Source organism: Mesorhizobium sp. MC2-1-1 (genome assembly GCF_057597255.1).
Genome location: NZ_CP195205.1, coordinates 328,320 through 349,163, shown reverse-complemented (window position 1 = coordinate 349,163; position 20,844 = coordinate 328,320). Strand labels below are relative to the sequence as shown.

Sequence of the window (20,844 nt, the reverse complement as noted above, 5' to 3'; positions counted from 1 at the left end):
GCGCGGCGCAGCGCCGCCATGCGTCCCCTTCTCCCCTTTTGGGAGAAGGTGTCGCCGAAGGCGAAGGATGAGGGGTGCTCCAGCTTGGCGAGGACGGCGATCCGTCCAACACCCCTCACCCGTCACGGCGCTGCGCGCCGATCCATTTTCTCCCACAAGGGGAGAAGGGGAGTCCTGCCGCTCAACCCCCGGCCTTCACTTTCTCGAACATCTTCGCCATATCGTCGTTCTGCTTCATCGGCCCGGTGAAGATGGTGGTCTTCAACATCACCTCCGGATCGGCCGGCAGTTGCAGCTTGTCCAGTTCGTCCTTCGAGACGCCAGCGAAGGCGGTCGAGAGCGAACTGCCATAGCCGTAGGACTGGATCAGGAACTTGCCCGATTCGGCGTCGAGCCGGCTGTTGATGAAGTCATAGGCGAGATCGACGTTCTTGGCGTCCTTGAGCATGACGAAGCCGCAGGCCCAGGTCAGCATGCCTTCCTTCGGCTTCATGAACTCGACCGGCACACCCTGCTTCTTGAGCGAAGTGGCCGAGGCGTTCCAGGTCATGGCGGCGACCAGCTGGCCGCTTGCCAAAGCCTGCTCGACCGAGGTCATGTCGGTGGTGTAGCTCGACAGCAGCGGCCGCTGCTCGCGCAGCTTTGCGGCCACCTTGTCCATCTGGTCCGGCGTCATGTCGAAGGGATTCACGCCGGCCAACAGCGCCGCGACGATCGGCGTGTCATGGACCGCATCGATGGTCGCCATCCGGCCGGCATATTGCTTGTCCCACAACAGGTTCCAGCTCGCCTCTGGGTTCTTGACCAGATCGGTGCGGTAGAGGATCGAGGTGTTGCCCCAGTCCCACGGCACCATCCAGACCTTGCCGTCGCCGGCTTGCAGGTCGGGCAGGTTCTTGAACACCGGGAAGATCGAATCCCAGTTCTTGATGCGCTTGGTGTCGATGGGCTGCAGCAGGCCTTCCTTGTTCCAGCGCGCCACCTTGTCATAGCAGGGATGCGCAATGTCGGGGCGGAAGCCGGCCTTGACCTTGGTGAAGGCGTCGTCGTCGTCGCCGAAGATCGTCGCCTCGACGCCATCGGGATGCGCGGCAAGGAAGCTCTTGTTGAAGTCGGGCAATTCATAACCCGACCAGGTGAAATATTGCAGCTTGTCGGCGGCCAGAGCAACCGTCGACGACAGCGCCATGGCCAGCGCCGTGAGACCCGCCAGGGCTTTGCGGCCAGTGATCGATTTCAGGTGTATGGTCATTTTCGTTCTCCTCTTCGTTGTTGTGGTTCAGGCTGAATTGCGTCGCGCGGTGCTGAAGCCGCGGTGGCGAAGGATTTCGGCGGTGCCGGCGATGATGAAGGAGACAGCGAGGATCATCGTGCCGAGCGCCATCACGGTCGGCAGCGAGCGCGGGAAGCGCAGCTGGCTCCAGATGTAGAGCGGTAGTGTCGGCTCGGTGCCGGCGAGAAAGAAGACGACGATGAACTCGTCGAAGGAGATCAGGAAGGCGAGCATGAAGGCCGACAGCACGGCAGGCAGACTGAGCGGCAGCATCACGCGCCGGAACGTCGTCCAGTCGGAGGCACCGAGATCGAGCGCGGCCTCGCGGATGGTCTTCGGGATGGCTGCGAAGCGGCTGCGCATCACCACGACCGTCGTCGGCAGCGCGACGAGGATGTGGCCGAATACGATGGAAACACGCGACGGGCCAAGGCCGATCAGATTGACCAGGATCAGCAGCGAAATTCCGACGATGACGCCGGGGATTAGGATCGGCAGCCGCGCGATGGCGCTGATCGTGACCGCGAGCGGCGAGCGGCCGTAGAGGTCCATGTAGGAAACGGTGATGCCGCAGAGCGTCGCGCCGGAGGCGGCGATGACGCCGATTACCAGGCTGTTGGCCAAGGCGCCGGAGAGCGCCGGATTTCCGTAGAGCGTGCGGTACCATTCCAGCGTGAAGCCCTGCAGCGGAAACGCCGCCTGGATGGAGTTGTTGAAGGAAAACAGCGGGATCAAAAGCACCGGCAGATAAAGGAACACGAGATAGCCAAGCACGTAGAGGCCGAGCCAGCGGCCGCCCGCATTGGTGTCTCTACGCGCGCTCATGTGCGGCTGCCGAACCGGCGGTCGGCGCCGCGCGCGACGAGCACCACGCACAGGATGACCAGCATGACGCAGACAGAGAGCGCCGCACCGAACGGCCAGTCGTTGGCCTTGCCGAACTGCGACTGGATCAGCGTGCCGATCATGGTGCTGGCCGGGCCGCCGACCATGGCCGGCGTGACATAGTCGCCGACGGTCGGCACGAAGACGACCAGCGCGGCGGCCAGCACGCCTGGCATGGAATTCGGCAACACGACACGCCGGAACGATGTAAAGGGCCGCGCGCCGAGATCGGACGCTGCCTCTAGCAGCGATTTCGGGATCGTATCCAGCGCCACATAGATCGGCAGGATGGCGAAAGGCGCGTAGGCGTGAGCGAGCGTCACCACCACGGCCGTCGGCGTATTGAGAAAGGCCAGCGTCGGCTCCTTCCAAATCCCGCTTTCGATGAAAGCCGAATTCAGCACGCCGTTATAGGCAAGCACGATCTTCCAGGCGAAGACGCGCAAGAGGTAGCTGGTCCAGAAAGGCAACGTGACGAGGAAGAGCAGCAGATTGCGGCGGCGGCCGGCATGAAAGGCGAGATAGTAGGCGACGGGATAGGCAGTAACAACGGTTGCCAGCGTCACAAGGCCGGCAATGACCAGCGAGCGCAAAGTCACCGACCAGTAGAGCGGATCCGTTGCGACGGTGACGAAGTTTGCGACCGTCAGGCCGACGCCGAGCAGCGAGCCGTCATTCCCCCGGAAGGAGAGGAAGACCACGAGGCCGAGCGCGAACAGAATGAGGAAGAAGGTGACTAGCCCGCCCGGCAGCAACATGGCGAAGCGGAACACAGGCGAAATGCGGCTCTCGGGCAAGGGCCGTGTTGCAACGATGGTCGACGACATCGAACTTTCCATCGGATTCTGAAATTGACTAATGCTTTTTCATATTCATGAAACTGTCAAGTTGAATCGCTTGTGCGCCGCACGCGTGATCAGCGCTCGAAGGCGTCGAGCATGCGATACCAAGTGATCGCGGCGGCAACGCCGATCTGGCGGAAAGCGTGGAACGGGATCGGCTTGACCGGCGACAGCGGGAACGGCAATTGCCTTGCGTCGCCGCTGGCAAGGTAGTTCGCCATGCGCCTGCCCAGCGCGCTCATCAGCCCGACGCCCCTGCCCTGGCAGCCGACGATGGCAATCAGGCCATTTTCCGGCTCGTGCAGGTGCGGCAGGTGGTCCGGTGTCAGCGCAACGCGGCCGAACCAGCGCTTTTCGATCGCGATGCCGCCGAGCGCCGGATAGAGGCGAATGAGCGCGCGTTCGAGATGCGCCCAGTCCGCGGCGCTTGAAGGCAGCGCCATGCGGCCCCGCCCGCCCAGCACCAGCCGGCCGTCGGGACTCCGGCGATAGTAGACCAGGATGCGGCGGGAGTCCGAAACCGCCTGCCCATCCGGCAGGATGCTGGCAACAAGGTCCGCCGGCAGTGGCGCGGTGGCGATCTGGAAGGAATGCAGTGGCACGATCGTCTGGCCAAGACCAGGCATCAGGCCATCCGTATAGGCGTTGGTGGCGAGCACGACCGCCTTGGCACGCAGCTTGGCGCCGCCTTCCATCGAGACCTGCCATATGCCGGCTTCCTTGGCGAGTTTCACCGCCCTCTGCCGCTCGGCGATTTTCGCCCCGGCAGCCAAGGCGACGCGGGCGAGCTCAAGCGTGTAGGACAGTGGATCGACGACGCCGGCGCGGCGGTCGAGCCAACCGCCGAGATAGCCCCTGGCGCCGGTCATCGCAGCGATCCCGGCCCGGTCGAGCAGTTGGACGTCGGCGCCGCGCGAGCGCCATTGCCGATCCCGGTTGGCCGCCGCCGTCAGCGCCGTTTCCGTGTGCGCGGCCTGGATCCAGCCATTGCGCGTGAACGGCACGGCGAGCTTCTCGTCACGGATCACATCGAACACGGCGTCGGCGGTGGAAGCGGCGAAGTCGACGAGGGCCCCGCCGCGCTCCTTGCCGAAATGCCCGATGAGCCATTCCGGATCGTATTTTAGGCCGGGGATGACCTGGCCGCCGTTGAGACCCGAAGCGCCCTGCCCGATCGCGCCTGCGTCAAGCACCTGGACGGAAAGGCCGGCGCGCGCCGCATGCAGCGCAGTCGAAAGGCCCATGATGCCGCCGCCTACGATGACCACGTCGAGCGTCCCACTCGCCGACAAGTCCGATTGAAACGCCGGGGTGTCCTGCGGCTTTTGCCAGACCGGAACGGAGAAGGCTGCGGGCAAGAGTTCACCTACGCGCTGGAGTTCGTGAAAATCCTATTGTCGATTTCACAAATTTGAAAGTGCGTTTCGATGGGCCAGTCCACACATGGCTGTATGACAGCACAGCGATGGCCATAAATGTTGCGGCCGGCGGGATAGACGTTTCCGCGAAATAGGGGAAAAGTGCCGCCCGCAGAATGAGAGGAAGCATCACCATGACCGACCCAACCCACCTGCCCGCCGACGGAATTTTCGTCGGCCGCGCCAGAACCGGCGAAGTGCCCCATCCGCTTGTGGTCACGGTGCGCGAGGGTGAGTTGATCGACATCACCTCGAGTGCGGCGCCCACGGTGCGCGATGTCTGCGAGTTGGACGATCCGGCTGGTCATGTACGCTCGGCAAAGGGCAAGGCGATCGGCGCGCTCGCCGACATAGCGGCGAACAGCTTCGAAGAAAAACGCGATGCGAAGATGCCGATACTGCTTTCGCCCGTCGACCTGCAGGCCGTTAAGGCTTCCGGCGTCACTTTCGTCGTCAGCCTGCTGGAGCGCGTCATCGAGGAGCAGGCGCGCGGCTCGGCGGAAAAGGCGGAGGCAATCCGCGCCGACATCGCCGGGCTGATCGGCCATGACCTGTCGAAGCTCAGGCCCGGCTCGCCGGAAGCGATGGAGATCAAGGCGAAGCTGATTTCGCGTGGCGCCTGGTCGCAATATCTGGAAGTGGGCATCGGCCCCGATGCCGAGATCTTCACCAAATGCCAGCCGATGGCCTCGGTCGGCTTCGGCGCGGATGTCGGCCTGCATCCCGTCTCGACCTGGAACAATCCGGAGCCGGAGATCGCGATGATCGCCGACAGTTCGGGCCGCATCGTCGGGGCCACGCTCGGCAACGACGTCAATCTGCGCGACGTCGAGGGACGCTCCGCGCTGCTGCTCGGTAAAGCCAAGGACAACAACGCTTCCGCCTCGCTCGGACCGTTCATCCGGCTTTTCGACGAGACGTTTTCCATCGCCGACGTGAAGACGGCCACGGTGCGGCTCAGCGTCGAGGGCAAGGATGGCTTTTCGCTGGAGGGCGCAAGCTCGATGGCCGAGATCAGCCGCTCGCCGGAAGAGCTGGTCAAGGCGGCGATGGGGCCGCATCACCAGTACCCTGACGGGCTGGCGCTCTATCTCGGCACCATGTTCGTGCCCTCGAAGGATCGCGGCGAGAAGGCCAAGGGCTTTACCCACAAGGTGGGCGACATCGTCACCATCTCGTCGGAGAAATTTGGCGCGCTCGCCAACCGGGTGCGGCTGTCGCCGGACTGCCCGCATTGGACCTACGGAGCCAGCCACCTGATGCGCGACCTGGCCAGGGCAGGTCTGATCTAGCGGCGGGCGACGCTTGTGCCCATCGCCGCGGGCTGACGGCGCGAAACGAGGGTTTGCCCGCAAATATCGAGCAACTGATGCAATCTGATGGGATTGCTGATGGCGTGCGGGCCTCACCCAACATCCATTGGCTGTGGAGGCTTGCCAGAGCCCCAAAAAGGGAATGCTCTGATCGTTCCGTTCGGCGCTGGCGGGAGACGCGGTCCAAGGCCGCATGGCGCTTGGATGAGGGAGGAGAATTTCAACATGGGAGGAAATCGAATGCTTTCGCGGCTAAGACTGCTCGTTCTTGGCTTGATAGCCATGCTCGCCATTCCGGCGATGGCGCAGGCCAAGACGTTCTACTGGATTTCGCATGGCGGTCCGGCCGATCCGGTCTGGACCTACTTCCTCGCCGGCGCCAAGCAATGGGCGAGCGACACCGGCAACAAGGTCAACACGTCCTTCCACAATGGCGATGTCGCGTCGCAACAGGAGGCGATCCGCGCCGCCATCTCGGCCAAGGCCGACGGCATCGTCACCACCAGTCCCGATCCGGGCAGCCTGATCGAACTCGCCAAGGAAGCGCGCGCGGCCAACATCCCGATCATCAACTTCAACACGCCCGATCCGAAGGCCAACTTCAACGCCTATGTCGGCGGCGACAATGTCACCTTCGGCAAGCACTGGGCGCAATACCTGGTCGACAAGGGCCTGGTGAAGAAGGGCGACTTCGTCTGGATGCCGGTCGAGATCCCCGGCGCCACCTATGGCGTCCAGGAAGAGGAAGGCATCAAGAGCGTGTTCGGGCCAGCCGGCATCACCTACGAAGTGACCGAAGCGACGCTCGACCAGGCCGAAGTGATCAACCGCATGGTCGACTATCTCACCGCCCACAAGGGCAAGGTGAAGGCGATCATCGGCCTGGGTGACCTGGTCACCGGTTCGATCAAGCGGGTGTTCGATCAGGTCGGCGTCAAACCAGGTGAAATCCCGGTCGTCGGGTGGGGCAACTCGCTGGACACCACGCAGGAAGTACTGAACGGCTATGTCAACGCCGCGCAGTGGCAGGACCCGCAGGCGACCAGCTATGTGGCTCTTTCGCTGGCCAACATGGCCGCCAGCGGCATCCCCCCAGGCTTCAACGTCATCACCGGCGCGCTCTATGAGAAGGACACCGCCGGCGTCTACGACAAGATCCTGTCCGGCAAATAACCCTCAAGCGAACGGTCGCGACGTCCCTGTCGCGACCGTTTTTCCTTCTCCCCGCGCCGCCCCAATCGGATGGCGGCGCTACGTCGCGGGTTCAATGGAAAACCGTTCCCTCATCCAACGCCTGATCGCGCGGCCGGAATTCGGTCCGCTGGTGCTTCTCGTCGTCGAGATCGTCGTCTTCTGGGGCATCAATCCCGACTTCCTGTCGCCGCAGAACATCTCCAACATCCTGGCCTTCACCGTCGAGCTCGGCCTGATCGCGCTGGCGATGACCCTGCTGATGACGTCCGGAGAGTTCGATCTCTCGGTCGGTTCGCTGTTCGGCTTCTCGCCGGTCTTGATGTGGACGCTCTACAACAGCGGCGTCACCTCACTGGAGATGGGCCTGCTGATCGCGCTGGTGGTCGCCGCGCTCGTCGGCCTGGTCAATGGCTGGTTCGTCACCCGGCTGAAAATCCCGTCCTTCCTGGTGACGCTCGGCATGCTGCTGGTCGTGCGCGGCACGGCACTGTTCATCACCGACGGCTTCCCGCAGCGCACCTGGAGCGCGGAAGGGAGCTGGCTGGCGAACATTCTGGTGGGCGACTTCTACGTCGGACCGTTCCGCGTCTATGCCTCGCTGTTCTGGTTCATCGGCGCCGCGATCGTGCTGGGCTATGTGCTGACTGAGAGCCGCACCGGCAACTGGATCCAGGCCGCCGGCGGCAATCCGCTTGCAGCCCGCGCGCGCGGCGTCAACGTCAACCGCGTCAAGGTCGGCCTGTTCATCCTGTCGGCGGTGATGGCTTCGCTGGCCGGGGTGATCTCGTCGCTGCGCACCTCCGCGGCCAATCCCAACAGCGGGACCGGATACGAGCTCGAGGTCATCGCCATGGTGGTGATCGGCGGCACGGCGCTGACGGGCGGACGCGGCACCATCGTCGGCACGGTGCTCGGTATCCTGATCCTGCGCGTCATGCGCAACGGCATCGTGCTGATCGGTGTGCCGGGGCTGGCCTACAACATCTTCATCGGCGCGATCATCCTCGGCATGATGGCGCTGCATTCATGGCTCGAACGCCGGCACCAGGCGGGGACTTAGAACCATGGCAGAACCGCTGATCCGCATGGAAAACATCCGCAAGTCCTACGGGCGCGTGCAGGCGCTGGTGGACGCCAACTTCCATGTCAACGAAAGGGAGATCGTCGGCCTGCTCGGCGACAACGGCGCCGGCAAGTCGACGCTGATCAAGGTGCTGTCGGGCGCCGTGCCGCTGACCAGCGGCGACATCTTCATTCGAGGCAAGAAGGTAATTTTGCGCTCGACCAGCGACGCCATCGCACACGGCATCGAGACCATTTACCAGGACTCCGCACTGGTCACACAATTGTCGATCGCCCGCAACCTGTTCCTCGGGCGCGAGCCGATCAAGCCGCCGCGCTTCCTGAACCGCATGGACCAGGAGACGATGAACGCGGTAGCGCGCGACCTGCTCAAGCAAGTCGGCATCTCCAAGAACATCCCGCCGACGACGCCGATCGGCTCGCTGTCTGGCGGCGAGCGGCAGGCGGTGGCGATTGCGCGCGCCATGCATTTCGACAGCGACCTCATCATCCTCGACGAGCCGACCAACAATCTCGGCGTCGCAGAGACGCAAGGCGTGCTGAGCTTCGTGCGCGGCGCGCGCGATTCCGGGCACTCCTGCATCTTCATCGCCCACAACATCCACCACGTCTTCCAGGTGGTCGACCGCATCGTGGTGATGCGCCGGGGGAAGGTGGTGGCCGACGACATTGATCCGAAGAAGACCACTGTCGCCGAAGTCGAGCGCGTCATCACCGGCATGTCGGACAAGGAAATCCGCGACGCCATCAGCGACGGCCAGCAACAGCACGGCTGATTGCTGGCCACATCGGCGCCCGGCAGCCGCTTCACGCCTCTAAAGCGCGTCGCGCTGAAACGGATTAAGGCGACGCGCTTCAGGTCTCTGTTTTGATGCATGTCGATGCCCCAGAACCGCTGCACACTTCTGGGCGACATGCATTTGCTGGCACAAGATTGCATCAGTCCCTATGACTCGACCCATGAAAGCCACCGTAGCCGACATCGCAAGAAACTGCGGCCTGTCGACCGCGACGGTCGACCGGGTGCTCAACAACCGCCCAGGCGCGAGCGCGGCCAACCGGCAGCGCGTGATGGAGGCGGCAAAGCAACTCGGCTACCTGCCGACGCTCGACCAGGTCGTACTGCCCTCGAAGCCGGCGCATCTCGAATTCTTCCTGCCGATCGGGAGCAACGCCTTCATGGCCGACCTCGCGCATCACATCGAGGATTATGCCCAGCGCCTGCCGCTGGTCGCTTCCTGCCGGATCCACAACCTTGGCGGCATTTCGCCGGGCGCACTGCAGGCCTCGGTCGAGAACCTGTCGCTCAAGGCCAACGGCGTCGGCGTGATCGCCGTCGACCATCCGCGCACGCGCAACATCCTGCGCGAGCTGGTCGAGGCGGGAATCAGGCTGGTCACACTGGTCTCCGATGTCCCGGCGGCACCGCGTTCAGCCTATGTCGGCATCGACAACCGGGTGGCGGGGCGCACCGCGGCATTTCTGATGGGACGCTTCATTGGCGGCAGGACCGGGCATCTGGCCATGGTGGTCGGCTCGCGCTCCTATCGCGGCCACGAAGAGCGTGAGATGGGCTTTCGTTCGGTTCTCGCCGAGGAATTCCCCAACCTCACTGTTTCCAGCGCGGTCGAGATCAATGACGAGCCGGACGCCAGCTACAGCGCCACCATCAAGGCGCTGCACAACGAGCCGGAGTTGCTCGGCATCTATTGCGTCGGCGCCGGACGCTCCGGCGTGGCCAAGGCATTGCTGGAAGTCAGGCCGCGCAGAAAGCCGGTCTTCATCTGTCACGACCTGACCAAGGAAACGCGCCGCTATCTCGTCGACGATCTCGCCGACGTCGTCATCGACCAGAACGCAAGGCTGATTGCAGAGCAGTCGGTGATCCGCCTGCTCGGCTCGATCGCCTCGTCGGTGCCTTACCTGACGAAGAAATTCATCGAGCCGCGGCTGATCTTCAAGGAAAACGTGCCGGTGCAGTAGACCGGCGGCGGTACCGGCGCGTGGCTCTTCAGATTTGTCCGACGATTGATCCGGCAAATCTGCACAGCAGCTATGCACGTTTCGCAATTGCCGAATCGTTGGGCAACTCGTAGATATCTGGGTGTCGGCCGTCTCCTCCTCCCAGATGTGATGCCGACGCTGAATACGGTGCACCTCCTCCCGTGCCGTGTTCGAAATCGAGCCCGCTGCCACCTCCTCCCGGCAGCGGGCTTTTTCTTTGCCCGCAACAGGCGCGGTTCCTCTTACCCGGATTACCGAGGGGGCGGCACGGACAATCCCGAGAATCCGGCCTCTCTCCGAGGGAAAGAAAGTCAGCGAGCCCGGAACGAAGCGATCAGGCTTTCGGCCATGCGCACGAATTGCGCGCTCGGGCCTTCGGCGCCGACGCTCTGCATGGAGACTCGGGCGCCTTCGAGCAGCAGCGACAGCGTGTCGGCGAGAAGCTCCGCCTGGCCGATGCCGGCATCGCGGCAAAGAGCGACAAGCTTCTCGCGCTGGGCTTCCTTCAGTTCCTTGATGACGCGCCTGGCCGGATGATCGGTCTCGGTGAGCTCGACTGCCGCATTGGCCATGTCACAGCCGCGACTGTCGGCGCTGAGCAGTTCCGAAGCCTTCTGGACCCAGGCATGCAACTGGGCGAGCTTGTCGCCGGGATACCGGGCCTCGAACTCGTCCCATATTCTCGAAGCCTTCGCCGCCGTGGCGCGCAGGCATTCGATGACCAACTCGTCCTTGGATTCGAAGTGGCGGTAAAGCGTCATCTTGTTCGTGCCGGCAGCCTCGGTGATGGCGTCGACGCCCACGCCCTTGATGCCGTGCTTGTGGAACATGTCCTGCGCCGTCTCCAGGATTCGATCCCGGGGGCGGGAACGCTCCGCGACGCCGTCAGTCATGATGATCTCCTTTCGTCGTTTCCAAAAAAACCGTCGCCACCTCTTGACTAGGGTGTTACCGGTCTGTAACTTCCAGAATGTTACTTACTGGTAACACCTATATCACTCGCCGTCAAACGACAAGGCCCTCCGATAGCCCTGCCAGAGTGAGATAGGTCGCAAAACCTGCCTGTCATGCGGCTTCGGCCGGTGAATTCGAGAAAAAGGCGGTCCGTGATCATGCGATACGGACCGCGCAAGGAGCCGCTCCTATGCAAAAGCGCAAAGACCTGACGATCGACGAAGCCATCCGGGATCCGATGATCCGGCTGGTGATGAAGGCGGACGGGATCGACCCCAAGGCCTTCGAACGGATGCTGCGTTCGCGCGCGGCTGACCAGGCGCTGGGCGACGGCATCGCGCCATCCTTCCTGGCGGACTCCGGCTCCGGCCGGGCCAGGCGCCTGCGCCATGTTGCAAGACCGTTCGGCGAGGCGTCCGCGTCATGGTAAACTTTTTCATCCACCGCCCGATCTTCGCGTCGGCGATCGCCATCATCATGGTGCTCGCCGGCGCGATCGCCTATTTCCTGCTGCCGGTTTCGCAATTCCCCGACATCACGCCCCCGCAAGTGGTGGTCAGCGCCCATTATCCGGGCGCCAGCGCGCAGGTCGTGGCCGATACTGTCACCACGCCGCTCGAGCAGCAGATCAACGGCGTGCAGGGCATGACCTATATGTCGTCGACGAGCTCGAATGACGGCTCCTCGACCATCACCATCACCTTCGATGTCGGCTATCCGCTGAGCACGGCGGCCGTAGACGTGCAGAATCGCGTCAGCCAGGCGGCATCCTCCCTGCCGGCCATCGTCAACCAGGGCGGCGTGACGATCAAGAAGCAGAATCCCAATTTCGTGCTGATCGTCGACCTCACCTCGCCGGACGGCTCGGTCGATCCGGTGGCGCTGAGCAACCTCGCCTATCTCCAGGTGGTCGATCCGCTGAAGCGGCTGCCCGGCGTCGGCGACGTGCAGATCTTCGGCGAGCGCCGCTATTCGATGCGCGTCTGGCTCGACCCGGACAAACTCGCCAATCTCGGCATCACCGCCGTCGACGTGCAAAATGCGATCGCCGAACAGAACGTGCAGGTGGCGGCCGGGAAGATCGGCCAGTCGCCGGCGCCCGCCGGCACCGCCTTCGAGATGCAGGTCAACGCGGTGGGCCGCCTCAGCGACCCGAAGGAATTCGGCGACATCGTCGTGCGCGCCAACTCTCAGAGCGGCTCGCTGGTCAGGCTGCGTGACGTCGCCCGCATCGAGCTCGGCGCGCTGCAATATTCGTCATCCGCCTTCTTCGGCAAGGACCCGACCGTGGTGCTTGCCGTCTACCAGATGCCCGGCTCCAACGCGCTCGACCTGCAGCAGCGGGTCAAGGACAAGATGCAGGAGCTGTCGCAGCGTTTCCCGAAGGGCGTCCACTACGCCATGCATTACGACACGACGCGCTTCGTGTCGGCCTCGATGCATGACGTACTGATCACGCTCGGCGAAGCGCTGGTTCTGGTCGTGGCGGTGGTGTTCATCTTCCTGCAGAGCTGGCGCACCACCATCATCCCGACCATCGCCATTCCCGTCTCGCTGATCGCGACGCTGGCGATCATGTACATGCTCGGCTTCTCGCTCAACATGCTGTCGCTGCTCGGCATGGTGCTGGCGATCGGCCTCGTCGTCGACGACGCGATCGTCGTGGTCGAGAACGTCGAGCGACAGCTGGAGGCCGGGCTCAAGCCGCTTGCCGCGACGCGCGCGGCGATGGCCGAAGTGACAGGACCTATCATCGCCACCACGGCGGTGCTGATGGCGGTGTTCATCCCGGTCGCCTTCATCCCCGGCGTCTCCGGCCGGCTCTACAATCAGTTCGCGTTGACCGTGGCGATCTCTGTCGGCATCTCGGCCTTCAACTCGCTGACGCTGTCGCCGGCGCTGAGCGCCGCCTTCCTGCGCCACCGCGGCGAGACCCAGTTCGTGCTGTTCCGCTGGTTCAACGCCGGCTTCGACTGGCTGTCGCATGCCTATGCGCATGGCGTGCGCATCCTGATCAAGCTGCGCTGGGCGATGCTCGGCCTGTTCGCGGCCGGCCTCGTCGCCACCTATTTCGTCTGGCAGAAACTGCCTTCGACCTTCCTGCCGGTCGAGGACCAAGGCTATTTCTTCGTCGTTATCCAGTTGCCGGACGGCGCTTCGCTCGAGCGCACCGACGCGGTGGCGCAGAAGGCGCGCGATATCCTGCAGAATACCCCCGGCGTCGACATCGTCGGCTCGATCAGCGGCCTGAATTTCCTCACCAGCGCCGCGCAGTCGAACTCGGCGGTCGAGTTCGCCATCTTGAAGCCGTGGGACGAGCGCGGACCTGAACAGAGCGCCTCGAAGCTGGTCGAGCAGGTGCGAGGCAAGCTCCTGCAGATGCCGGACGCGTTCGCGCTCTCCTTCGATCCGCCTTCGATCCCGGGCATCGGCACCACCGGCGGCTTCGAGTTCCAGGTCGAAGACCTCTCGGGCCGCGGCAGTGCCGCGCTCAACGACGTCACGCAAGCGCTGATTGCCGAGGCGCGCAAGCAGCCGGAGCTCAACCCGCAACAGCTGTTCTCGTCCTTCTCGACCTCGACGCCGCAGTTCAACTACGACCTCGACCGCAGCAAGGCAAAGCTGCTCGGCCTCAACCTGCCGGACGTCTTCAACACGCTGCAGATCTATCTCGGCTCGCTCTACGTCAACGACTTCAACCTGTTCGGCCGCACCTTCCGCGTGACGATCCAGGCCGACAAGGACGCGCGCGCCGACGCCACCGACATCTCGCGGCTCTATGTGCGCAATGCGTCCGGCGGCATGGTGCCGCTGAGCACGCTGGGCAAGCTGGTGCCGATCGTCGGACCCGAGACCGTGCCGCATTACAACAACAACGCCTCGGCCCTCATCAATGGCGGCGCTGCCCCCGGTTTCTCGTCCGGACAGGCGGTGGCGGCCATGGAGCGGGCGGCGGCGAATGTCCTGCCGCGCGACTTCGGCTATGAATGGACCGGCATCACCTATCAGGAGCTGAAGGCCGGATCGATCGCGTCCGTCGTGTTCGGGCTGGCGATCGTCTTCGTCTTCCTGATCCTGGCGGCGCAGTATGAAAGCTGGGCGATGCCCTTCATGGTGCTGCTCGCCGTGCCGCTCGCTCTGTTCGGCGCCTTCGTGGTGCTGATGCTGCGCGGCATGCAGATCGACGTCTACTCGCAAATCGGCTTCGTCATGCTGATCGGCCTGGCGGCGAAGAACGCGATCCTGATCGTCGAGTTCGCCAGACGCAGGCGCGAGGAAGGCCTCACCATCGTCGAGGCCTCGATGGAAGCCGCGAGGCTGAGGCTGCGTCCGATCCTGATGACCGCCTTCGCCTTCATCCTCGGCGTGCTGCCGCTGATGTTCGCCACCGGTGCAGGCGCCGCCAGCCGGCAGTCGATCGGCACCACCGTTTTTGGCGGCATGGTGGCGGCGACCATCCTTTCGCTCGTCTTCGTGCCGGTCTTCTACGCGGTGATCGAGCAACTGCGCGAAGGCAGCGAAAAGGAACCATCCGAGGGACACCACGCCCCTGCCCCGGAAGAAATTGAACCGACCGCCGAGCCGGCGCTTCAGCCGCTCGCTCAGGCGGCTGAATAGGATTGGAGATCAATCATGCGTAGATGGAAAATCGCTCTCGGCGCCGCCGTCGCGATAGGCGCGGTCTCGGTGGCAAGTGTTCACCTGCTGAACCTGGGCTACCTCGGCGGCGGCACGGCAGGCGCGGCACCCGCGCCGGCAGCCTTCGTCATGCCGGTGCCGGTGGTGAATGTCGTGAAGAAGACGCTGCCGATCTATCTCGACTATGCCGCGCGGGTGGAATCCATCCGCAGCATCACGCTGCAGGCCCGCGTGCCGGGCTATCTGCAGGAGCAGACGGCCGCCGACGGCAGCGACGTCAAGCAGGGCGACATGCTCTACCGCATCGCGCCAGATGATTATCAGGCCGCGCTGGACCAGGCGAAGGCGCAGGTGCAGCGCGATAGCGCGACGCTCGAATATGCAAAGTCCAATCTCGGCCGCGGCACAGATCTCGCCAAAGCCGGCTACCTCGACAAGGACAGCTTCGACCAGCGTACCAGCAATCTGCGCACGGCCCAGGCCGCCCTTGCCGTCGACCAGGCGGCGGTGCGGACGGCCGAGCTCAACCTCGGCTATGCCGATATCAAGGCGCCGTTCCCGGGGCGCATCGGCCGCAACCAGGCCTCGGTCGGCACGCTGGTCAGCGTCGCCGGCACGGTGCTCAACACGCTGGTGCAGCTCGACCCGATCTATGTGACCTTCAATCCGAGCGAGACCGACCTCATCCAGATCGAGCAGGCCAAGGCCAACGGCCCGATCGCCGTCGACGTGCTGTTGCCCGGCGAGACGGTGCCCAGCCAGAAGGGCGAGCTCACCTTCATCGACAACACGATCGACCACTCGACTGGAACGATCACGGCGCGCGCCACGATCGGCAACGCCAAGTTCACGCTGCTGCCGGGACAATATGTGCGGGTGCGCCTGCATGTGAAGGAACAGCCGAACACGCTGATGGTGCCGCAGGTGGCGCTGGGCTCAAGCCAGCTCGGCAAGTACCTCTATGTCATCGGCAAGGGCAACACCGTCGACCAGAAGCTTGTCTCGCTTGGGCCGACCGACGGCGACCTGATTTCCGTGACCTCGGGCATCTCCGAAACCGACCAGGTGATCACGGGCAATCTGCAGAAAATCGGACCCGGAATGCCGGTTTCTCCCTTGCCGCAATCGAAACCGGCCAGCTGATAACCCCCATCAGTTTCCGGTCCGACGGCGTCCTCGACCCCCACGTCGAGGGCGCCGTTTTGCTATGAGGCTTCAGAAGGCTCCCGGCGCCGGCTCCGTGCGCTGCTTCGCGGGATCGCTTGCAAGCAGTTCGACCAATCCGGCGATATCCGCGCGCTCGGCCTTGGCCGGCAGCATGAAGGCGCAATAGGGCTGGCCGAGGCGAACAGCGACGGAGGAGAGCGCGATCAATCGGCCCGCCTCCAGGTCGGCATTCGCCATCACCCTTTGTCCCAGGGCTATCCCCAGCCCCAGCCGCGCGGCGCCGATCGCCAGGCTGGACAGGCCGACGCGGCGGCCATGCGACGGGTCCGGCGCGCGGCTGCCCCCGGCGGCGGCGAACCAGTCCGCCCAGCTCGGATGCGAGGCGTAGTTCGGCCCCCAATTGGTGTGGATGAAGTGGCTCTCATGCATGTCCGCTAGCCCGGCGGCTCCGTCGCGGTGACGCCGCCAGAACTCGGGTGACGCGACCGGCAGGACGTCGTCATGAACGAGCCTGACCATTTTCAGCGCCGGATAGTGATAATCGCCGTAGGAGATGCGCAGGTCGATGTTCTGGCGCACCACGTCGACGGGATCGTCCTCGACGCGGACATCGATCGCCATTTGCGGAAAGCCCTCAAGCAGCACCGCCAATCGCGGCGCCAACCACAGCTCGGCCAGGGAGAACGGCACGCTGACCACCAGGCGCGTGCGCAAGCCGCCTTCCAGCATGCGCCGGCCCACCGCCGCGATCTCGCCCAGCGCATGCGCCGTCTGGGGATAGATGGCGTGGCCGGCATCGGTCAGCGCGATGCGATTGCCATTTCGAATGAAGAGCTGCTTGCCGAACCAGTCTTCCAGGTTGCGGATCTGCTGGCTGACCGCGGCCGACGACACGCCGAGCTCGGTGGCGGCAAGCGTGAAGCTGCCGACGCGCGCCGCGACCTCGAATGCACGCATCGCGTTCAATGGCGGGAGCTTTTCCACGTTTCCTCTCGATAGTTTTTCTAGGGGGAGCCTAACAATTTTCCACGTTGCCGGAAAGATTTTCTTGCCGTGTAGTGGCGACAGGATTTTGGAGGACGCTATGATCGAAAACATTCTCGACCTCGACCGGCACCCGCTCGACCGCGAAGGCAGCCCCGAATGGCAGCGGCTGGTTGATGAGTCCAAGGCCGCGCTGGCGGCCAATGGCATGTTCAACTTGGAAGGGTTTCTGCGCCCCGGCATTGCCGAAAAGGCTGTCGCCGAAATCAGGCCGGTGATGGACACGCGCTCGCATGTCCATAAGCGCATGCACAACATCTATTTCAAGCCTTCGATCCCCGAGCTTTCTCCGGACCACCCGGCGCTGCGCAAGGTCGAGACGATCAGCCACACGGTCTGCGCCGACCAGATTCCCGGCAGCACCGTCCTTTCGATCTACGAATACGCGCCGCTGGTGCGGTTCCTGGCGGCGACGATGGACAAGCCCCAATTGCATGTCATGCAGGACCCGCTGGCCCGCGCCAATGTGATGGGCTACCGCGCCGGCGAAGCGCTCAACTGGCATTTCGACCGGTCGGAATTCACCACGACGCTGCTCTTGCAGGCGCCGGAGATCGGCGGCGACTTCGAGTACCGCACCGACCTGCGCTCGGAGGACGATCCGAACTATGACGGCGTGGCGAAGCTGCTCGAAGGGCGCGACCCCGAGGCAAAGATCCTGCGCATCAAGGCAGGCACGCTGAATGTCTTCCGCGGCAAGAACACCGCGCACCGTGTGACCACTGTCCAGGGCAACCGTGAACGCATCATCGCAGTTTTCTCATACTACGAGCGCCCCGGCGTGATGTTCACCGACGAGGAGCGCATCGGTTTTTACGGCCGGGCAGCTTGAGGCTACCGGTTCAAATTTCCGAGGTCGGGGAACTCGGCTCTTGTTAGATTGTCGACAATCTGCTTGTCTTGCAGAAATTCCTCCCGGGAGTCGACCCATGGCAAAGCTGGATTTCAGTCCGATCGCGGATACGACGCGCAGGGCGGAGATCGTCGCCCTGCTGAGGCGAGCCATCCTGACCGGACAGCTGGAGCCGGGGCAGAAGCTCAACGAGCTCAGAATTTCGGAGCAGATGCGGGTGAGCCGCGCGCCCTTGCGCGAGGCGATGCGCGAATTGGTGCAGGAAGGCATCCTGACCAGCATTCCCTATGCCGGGACCTTCGTCGTCGAGGTCACGGCCAAGGACATCATCGACGCTTATTCGCTTAATCAGGTGCTGGACGAATTCGCCATCGAGCGGACCTGGCCGTTGCGCGACCAGCGCTTCTTCGACGAGCTCGACCGCCGCCACGAGGCGGTGAAGCAGGCTACGCGGGCACTGGACACCACGCGACAGATCGAGACCGCGCTGCAGTTGCATGGGCTGATCTACGAATGGGCCGACAATTCGGTGCTGCTGGAGACCTGGCAGCGGCTGACCAGCCGGCTGCAGATGTATTTCGCCCTGCACCAGCGCGCCCGCAACGAGCCGGTTCCGGCCGAGGATGTGCACGAGACCTATGTGGCGCTGCTCAAGGGCGCCGACATGCGCGCCGCCCAGCGCCATGCGCGCGAGCATATCGACCTCGACTTCGAAGAGCTTCTTTCCTACGCGCGCGGCCTCGAGAAGCGCGCATCGAAGAACTGAAAAGCGGACAGCAAGTGAAGATCGAGAGTATCAAGGCCTATCATGTCGTGCAGCCCTTCGTGGACGGACCCTACCGCATGTCCAAGGGGCGTGTCGCCGACTGCTTCGACGCGGTGATCGTCGCCGTCACTTCCGACAGTGGCGTGACCGGCTGGGGCGAGATGGCGCCGCTCGGCAATTTCTATTCGGCCGCGTTTCCGGCGGGAACCCGCGCGGGCGTGCCGGAGATCGCGCCGCATCTGATCGGCCAGGATCCGCGCGGGTTTGCCGGCATCGGCCGGCTGATGGACACGGCGTTCAAGGGCCATCCCTACATCAAGTCCGCGCTCGACATGGCGTGCTGGGATCTCGCCGCCCGGGCCGCCGACGTGCCGCTGGTGACCATGCTCGGCGGGCGCGAGAGCGACATGGCGGAGACCTACCGGGTCGTCACCCACGGCACGCTCGATCAGATGGCCGCACTTGCCAAACGGATCATCGCCGATGGCTGCCGCCGGCTGCAAGTCAAGGTCGGCGGCAATGTGGGTGACGACATCGAACGGGTCGCGGCGGTGGCCGCTGCCGTCCCGAAGGGCACGGTGATCTTCTGCGACGCCAATGCCGGCTGGACGCCCTACCAGGCGCGGCAATTCGCCGACGCGACGCGCGGCATCGACTACACTCTCGAGCAGCCTTGCATGACGATCGAGGAGAACATGTCGGTGCGCCGCATGCTCGACAAGCCGATGGTGCTGGACGAATCCGTCACCTCACTGGGCGAGATGCTGGAGATCCACCGCCAAGGTGCCGCCGACGGGCTGACGCTGAAGATCTCACGGCTGGGCGGCGTGACGCAAACGCGGCTGATCCGCGACGTCGCCGTCGATCTCGGCTTCATGATCACGGTGGAGGACACTGGCGGCGCCGAGATCGATACGGCCGCCATGGCGCATCTGTCGCTGTCGACGCCGGCGGAGCGCCGGCTGCATGCGATTGCCTTCCATGAATGGGTGACGGTGCGCACGGCCAGGAACGCGCCACCGGCAACCGGCAGCCACATGGGCATTCCCGACGGCCCCGGCCTTGGCATCGATGTGGATCAGAACCTGCTCGGTGAACCCTTCTTCGAGGTCGGCTGATATGAAGATCACGCGCGTCACGGCGACACCGATCAACTATAGGCTCGAAGCTCCTTACGTCTGGGTCTTCGGCGAGCTCGACGGCTTCTCGCCGACCATCGTCGAGGTCGAGACCGAGGACGGGCTTGTCGGCATAGGCGAGGCGCCGACGCCCGGCGCGGCGGCCATCATCAACGACGTCCTGGCGCCTAGGCTCGCAGGGCGCGACGCCTTCGACATCGCAGGGGCGGAGAATGTCTGCCTGCCCTTCTGGAGCGGAGTGCAGTCGATCAACGACCGTACCCGCATCATGGCCTTCGGCGCCATCGAGATGGCGCTGTGGGACCTGCGCGGCAAGGCGTGGAAGCAGCCGCTCTACCAGTTGCTCGGCGGCGCGGTGCGCAAAGAAATCCCCTTCACCGATTATTTCTCGCTGCGCGGCGACGGAGCGACAGTCAAAGGCGAGAAGACGCCCGAAGAAGTCGCCGACTATTGCATCGAGCTCCACGAGCGCCACGGCACCACCTTCTTCGAAGGCAAGTTCTCGACGCATGACCCGAAGATCTCGATGAAGATGGTCGAGCTGATCCGCAGGAAGCTCGGTGACGACGCGATGATCCGCATCGATTCCAACCAGGCCTATTCGCTGGCCACAGCCAGACAGCTGGCGCGACCGCTGGAAGAGCTCGGCGTGCGCAACTGGGAGGATCCGGTGGCGACCATCGAGGAGATGCGGGAGCTGCGCCGGCACAGCTCGATCCCGTTCTCCACGCACAACATCGACATAGCGCGCGCCATGGAGGCGAAGGTGCCGGACGCCTTCGTCGGCAACCCGACGGCGCATGGCGGCATCGGCCGGATGCTGCGCTTCGTCGGCGCCTGCGAGCATGCCGGCATCGACTACTGGTGCTACAGCGGCGACACCGGCATCGGCAGCGCGTGCTACCTGCATCTGTGCGCCGCGCTCGGCTGGATCAGGGAGCCCAACCAGTCGCTGTTTCGCATGCAGCCGATGGACATCATCGAGGAAGGGCCGTTCGCGCCGAAGAACAACACGGTGCGGGTGCCCGAGGGCCACGGCCTCGGTGTCACACTGTCACGGGACAGGCTTGCCGCATGCCACCGCGACTTCGTTGAAAACGGCCCCTGCAACAAATATCACGACCCGGAAAGACCCGGGACCTACCGCAGACTGCCGCTGAATTAGGAGGACGTCGAAAAGCAAGCAGGACTTATCGGGAAAAAGCCGGCACTTGGTCGCCTGACCGAGAGACAATTCATCAAGAAAATCTGACTTTTCCGTCCCAACGAG

18 protein-coding genes are annotated in these 20,844 nt (G+C 64.0%); 12 read left to right on the top strand and 6 right to left on the bottom strand.

Annotated elements, in window-relative coordinates; genetic code table 11:
• Window positions 1–181: 181 nt before the first annotated feature.
• From ACR64R_RS01580 to ACR64R_RS01565, 4 genes are all read right to left on the bottom strand, one after another.
• A complete protein-coding gene (locus tag ACR64R_RS01580) occupies window positions 182–1,252 on the bottom strand; it encodes an ABC transporter substrate-binding protein (protein WP_487359950.1) in 1,071 nt (356 codons plus the stop codon).
• Between the two features lie 27 nt (window positions 1,253–1,279).
• Window positions 1,280–2,098, bottom strand: a complete 819-nt coding sequence (locus ACR64R_RS01575) for an ABC transporter permease (protein WP_487359949.1) — start codon at window positions 2,096–2,098, stop codon at window positions 1,280–1,282.
• Window positions 2,095–2,985: an ABC transporter permease gene (locus tag ACR64R_RS01570; protein ID WP_487359948.1), complete on the bottom strand. Its 891-nt coding sequence runs from the start codon at window positions 2,983–2,985 to the stop codon at window positions 2,095–2,097. Before ACR64R_RS01570 ends, ACR64R_RS01575 begins: the two co-directional genes overlap by 4 nt.
• Before the next feature lie 89 nt (window positions 2,986–3,074).
• A complete protein-coding gene (locus ACR64R_RS01565) occupies window positions 3,075–4,358 on the bottom strand; it encodes an NAD(P)/FAD-dependent oxidoreductase (protein ID WP_487359947.1) in 1,284 nt (427 codons plus the stop codon).
• Between the two features lie 194 nt (window positions 4,359–4,552).
• On the opposite strand from ACR64R_RS01565, the gene ACR64R_RS01560 reads away from it, so the two are divergent.
• The 5 genes from ACR64R_RS01560 (at window position 4,553) to ACR64R_RS01540 (ending at window position 9,991) form a co-directional block, all read left to right on the top strand.
• The gene (locus tag ACR64R_RS01560; RefSeq protein WP_487359946.1) at window positions 4,553–5,710 is read left to right on the top strand and encodes a fumarylacetoacetate hydrolase family protein; all 1,158 of its coding nucleotides are present in this window, start codon (window positions 4,553–4,555) and stop codon (window positions 5,708–5,710) included.
• A gap of 261 nt (window positions 5,711–5,971) precedes the next feature.
• A complete protein-coding gene (locus ACR64R_RS01555; RefSeq protein WP_487359945.1) occupies window positions 5,972–6,904 on the top strand; it encodes a sugar ABC transporter substrate-binding protein in 933 nt (310 codons plus the stop codon).
• A gap of 94 nt (window positions 6,905–6,998) precedes the next feature.
• The gene (locus ACR64R_RS01550; RefSeq protein WP_487359944.1) at window positions 6,999–7,985 is read left to right on the top strand and encodes an ABC transporter permease; all 987 of its coding nucleotides are present in this window, start codon (window positions 6,999–7,001) and stop codon (window positions 7,983–7,985) included.
• Window positions 7,986–7,989: 4 nt separating this feature from the next.
• Complete coding sequence (locus ACR64R_RS01545) at window positions 7,990–8,784, top strand: ATP-binding cassette domain-containing protein (protein WP_487359943.1); 795 nt, start codon at window positions 7,990–7,992, stop codon at window positions 8,782–8,784.
• Between the two features lie 184 nt (window positions 8,785–8,968).
• Window positions 8,969–9,991: a LacI family DNA-binding transcriptional regulator gene (locus tag ACR64R_RS01540; protein WP_487359942.1), complete on the top strand. Its 1,023-nt coding sequence runs from the start codon at window positions 8,969–8,971 to the stop codon at window positions 9,989–9,991.
• A gap of 332 nt (window positions 9,992–10,323) precedes the next feature.
• On the opposite strand, the gene ACR64R_RS01535 is transcribed toward ACR64R_RS01540, so the two are convergent.
• Window positions 10,324–10,905: a TetR/AcrR family transcriptional regulator gene (locus ACR64R_RS01535; protein ID WP_487359941.1), complete on the bottom strand. Its 582-nt coding sequence runs from the start codon at window positions 10,903–10,905 to the stop codon at window positions 10,324–10,326.
• A gap of 251 nt (window positions 10,906–11,156) precedes the next feature.
• Between ACR64R_RS01535 and ACR64R_RS01530 the strand changes: the two genes are divergently transcribed.
• From ACR64R_RS01530 to ACR64R_RS01520, 3 genes are read left to right on the top strand one after another with little or no spacing between them, the layout of a single operon-like run.
• A complete protein-coding gene (locus tag ACR64R_RS01530; protein WP_487359940.1) occupies window positions 11,157–11,396 on the top strand; it encodes a hypothetical protein in 240 nt (79 codons plus the stop codon).
• The gene (locus ACR64R_RS01525; protein WP_487359939.1) at window positions 11,390–14,584 is read left to right on the top strand and encodes an efflux RND transporter permease subunit; all 3,195 of its coding nucleotides are present in this window, start codon (window positions 11,390–11,392) and stop codon (window positions 14,582–14,584) included. The genes ACR64R_RS01530 and ACR64R_RS01525 overlap by 7 nt, the downstream gene beginning before the upstream one ends.
• A 15-nt stretch (window positions 14,585–14,599) precedes the next feature.
• Window positions 14,600–15,748: an efflux RND transporter periplasmic adaptor subunit gene (locus ACR64R_RS01520; RefSeq protein ID WP_487359938.1), complete on the top strand. Its 1,149-nt coding sequence runs from the start codon at window positions 14,600–14,602 to the stop codon at window positions 15,746–15,748.
• Window positions 15,749–15,820: 72 nt separating this feature from the next.
• Here ACR64R_RS01520 and ACR64R_RS01515 read toward each other — a convergent pair whose 3' ends face one another.
• A complete protein-coding gene (locus tag ACR64R_RS01515) occupies window positions 15,821–16,756 on the bottom strand; it encodes a LysR substrate-binding domain-containing protein (RefSeq protein WP_487359937.1) in 936 nt (311 codons plus the stop codon).
• A gap of 100 nt (window positions 16,757–16,856) precedes the next feature.
• Here ACR64R_RS01515 and ACR64R_RS01510 point away from each other — a divergent pair, with 100 nt between their 5' ends.
• From ACR64R_RS01510 to ACR64R_RS01495, 4 genes are all read left to right on the top strand, one after another.
• Window positions 16,857–17,648: a HalD/BesD family halogenase gene (locus ACR64R_RS01510; RefSeq protein ID WP_487359936.1), complete on the top strand. Its 792-nt coding sequence runs from the start codon at window positions 16,857–16,859 to the stop codon at window positions 17,646–17,648.
• Between the two features lie 97 nt (window positions 17,649–17,745).
• Window positions 17,746–18,435, top strand: coding sequence for a GntR family transcriptional regulator (locus ACR64R_RS01505; protein WP_487359935.1), 690 nt, complete (start codon window positions 17,746–17,748; stop codon window positions 18,433–18,435).
• 14 nt (window positions 18,436–18,449) lie between these two features.
• Window positions 18,450–19,553: a mandelate racemase/muconate lactonizing enzyme family protein gene (locus tag ACR64R_RS01500; protein WP_487359934.1), complete on the top strand. Its 1,104-nt coding sequence runs from the start codon at window positions 18,450–18,452 to the stop codon at window positions 19,551–19,553.
• A 1-nt stretch (window position 19,554) separates the two neighbouring features.
• A complete protein-coding gene (locus tag ACR64R_RS01495; RefSeq protein ID WP_487359933.1) occupies window positions 19,555–20,739 on the top strand; it encodes a mandelate racemase/muconate lactonizing enzyme family protein in 1,185 nt (394 codons plus the stop codon).
• Window positions 20,740–20,844 lie beyond the last annotated feature (105 nt).

What these genes read in the sequence shown, in the direction of transcription:
- ACR64R_RS01580 (WP_487359950.1), bottom strand. Translation starts at nt 1,252, where the DNA reads ATGACCATACACCTGAAATCGATCACTGGCCGCAAAGCCCTGGCGGGT.
- ACR64R_RS01575 (WP_487359949.1), bottom strand. Translation starts at nt 2,098, where the DNA reads ATGAGCGCGCGTAGAGACACCAATGCGGGCGGCCGCTGGCTCGGCCTC.
- ACR64R_RS01570 (WP_487359948.1), bottom strand. Translation starts at nt 2,985, where the DNA reads ATGTCGTCGACCATCGTTGCAACACGGCCCTTGCCCGAGAGCCGCATT.
- ACR64R_RS01560 (WP_487359946.1), top strand. Translation starts at nt 4,553, where the DNA reads ATGACCGACCCAACCCACCTGCCCGCCGACGGAATTTTCGTCGGCCGC.
- ACR64R_RS01555 (WP_487359945.1), top strand. Translation starts at nt 5,972, where the DNA reads ATGCTTTCGCGGCTAAGACTGCTCGTTCTTGGCTTGATAGCCATGCTC.
- ACR64R_RS01550 (WP_487359944.1), top strand. Translation starts at nt 6,999, where the DNA reads ATGGAAAACCGTTCCCTCATCCAACGCCTGATCGCGCGGCCGGAATTC.
- ACR64R_RS01545 (WP_487359943.1), top strand. Translation starts at nt 7,990, where the DNA reads ATGGCAGAACCGCTGATCCGCATGGAAAACATCCGCAAGTCCTACGGG.
- ACR64R_RS01540 (WP_487359942.1), top strand. Translation starts at nt 8,969, where the DNA reads ATGAAAGCCACCGTAGCCGACATCGCAAGAAACTGCGGCCTGTCGACC.
- ACR64R_RS01535 (WP_487359941.1), bottom strand. Translation starts at nt 10,905, where the DNA reads ATGACTGACGGCGTCGCGGAGCGTTCCCGCCCCCGGGATCGAATCCTG.
- ACR64R_RS01530 (WP_487359940.1), top strand. Translation starts at nt 11,157, where the DNA reads ATGCAAAAGCGCAAAGACCTGACGATCGACGAAGCCATCCGGGATCCG.
- ACR64R_RS01525 (WP_487359939.1), top strand. Translation starts at nt 11,390, where the DNA reads ATGGTAAACTTTTTCATCCACCGCCCGATCTTCGCGTCGGCGATCGCC.
- ACR64R_RS01520 (WP_487359938.1), top strand. Translation starts at nt 14,600, where the DNA reads ATGCGTAGATGGAAAATCGCTCTCGGCGCCGCCGTCGCGATAGGCGCG.
- ACR64R_RS01510 (WP_487359936.1), top strand. Translation starts at nt 16,857, where the DNA reads ATGATCGAAAACATTCTCGACCTCGACCGGCACCCGCTCGACCGCGAA.
- ACR64R_RS01505 (WP_487359935.1), top strand. Translation starts at nt 17,746, where the DNA reads ATGGCAAAGCTGGATTTCAGTCCGATCGCGGATACGACGCGCAGGGCG.
- ACR64R_RS01495 (WP_487359933.1), top strand. Translation starts at nt 19,555, where the DNA reads ATGAAGATCACGCGCGTCACGGCGACACCGATCAACTATAGGCTCGAA.